The sequence below is a fragment of the Pseudomonas trivialis genome (genome assembly GCF_001439805.1).
Lineage (GTDB): Bacteria > Pseudomonadota > Gammaproteobacteria > Pseudomonadales > Pseudomonadaceae > Aquipseudomonas > Aquipseudomonas trivialis.
Genome location: NZ_JYLK01000042.1, coordinates 1 through 1,017 on the forward strand (window position 1 = coordinate 1; position 1,017 = coordinate 1,017).

A 1,017-nucleotide genomic window follows, 5' to 3' on the forward strand; every position below is an offset into this window, starting at 1 on the left:
TCACGGATTACCGGGAAAGACGCTCTTGATCTTCATGAAAAAGAATTCGCTATCCCGGTAACCGTACGCCATCCGCTTGATGACCTTTATTCGATTGTTTATGCCTTCCAACTGCCCCGTGTGCATCGGCCAGCGAACACGGCTGACGATTCCCCGCCAGTAACCCTTTAGCCGTTTGGCGAACAGGATCAGAGCCGGTATCGCGCTTTCATGAGCGTGGCGCAGCCATTGCTTCCAGGCTGATCTCCAGCCCAAAGCGGTACTTGGCGTCCAGAGCGTTTTGAGTTCAGCCTTCATCAAATAGACCGTCATCAACGCTTGGTTGGCCGCCAGCAAATCCTCCAAGCGGACCTGTTGCTCCGGTGTTTTCAGGTTCTGAGGATTGCGCAGGAGCAGCCAACGCGCCTGCTTGATGACCTTTCGGGCCGGCTTGTCGTGACGCAGTCGATTGGCTTCGTCGACGCGAACCCGATCAATCACCTCTCGGCCATATTTGGCCACCACATGGAAAAGGTCGTAGACCACTCGTGCTTTTGGGCAGTGCTGACGAACCTCCAGGTCAAAAGCGGTGTTCATGTCCATTGCCACCGCTTCGATTCGGGCGCACCCCTCTGGCCCCAGCTCTTCGAAAAATGGCCTGACCGCCGCCCGGCTGCGGCCTTCGCCGATCCACAGCACCCGTCGCGTATCCGCATCCAGAACAACGCTGGCATAACGATGACCTTTGAACAATGCGAACTCGTCCATCACCAAACGTCGCGGTTGCGCCTTTGGCAGCGCGCTCAACGTCGTTTGCAAGGCTCGACGCTCCAGCAACCTAACAGTGTCCCAATGCAGGCCGAACATCTGAGCCACGTGCAGGGTTGGAAGGCGTTCGCAGGCCTGAATGACCGTCTCGGCCAAGCGGCGCGTCATGCGAGCGTAGCGGTCTAGCCAACTGACAGCCTCCATGCGTTTGCCACAGTCGCGGCAACCAACACGCCTGAGCAAAACGCTGAGGCGCACCGCACGACCGAG

General features: G+C 58.1%; 1 protein-coding gene. It reads right to left on the reverse strand.

All coding sequences use genetic code 11. The features are described 5' to 3' along the window. Positions 1-1,017: ISL3 family transposase (locus TU79_RS24855; RefSeq protein WP_057010431.1), on the reverse strand; the 1,017-nt coding region annotated here is incomplete at its 5' end.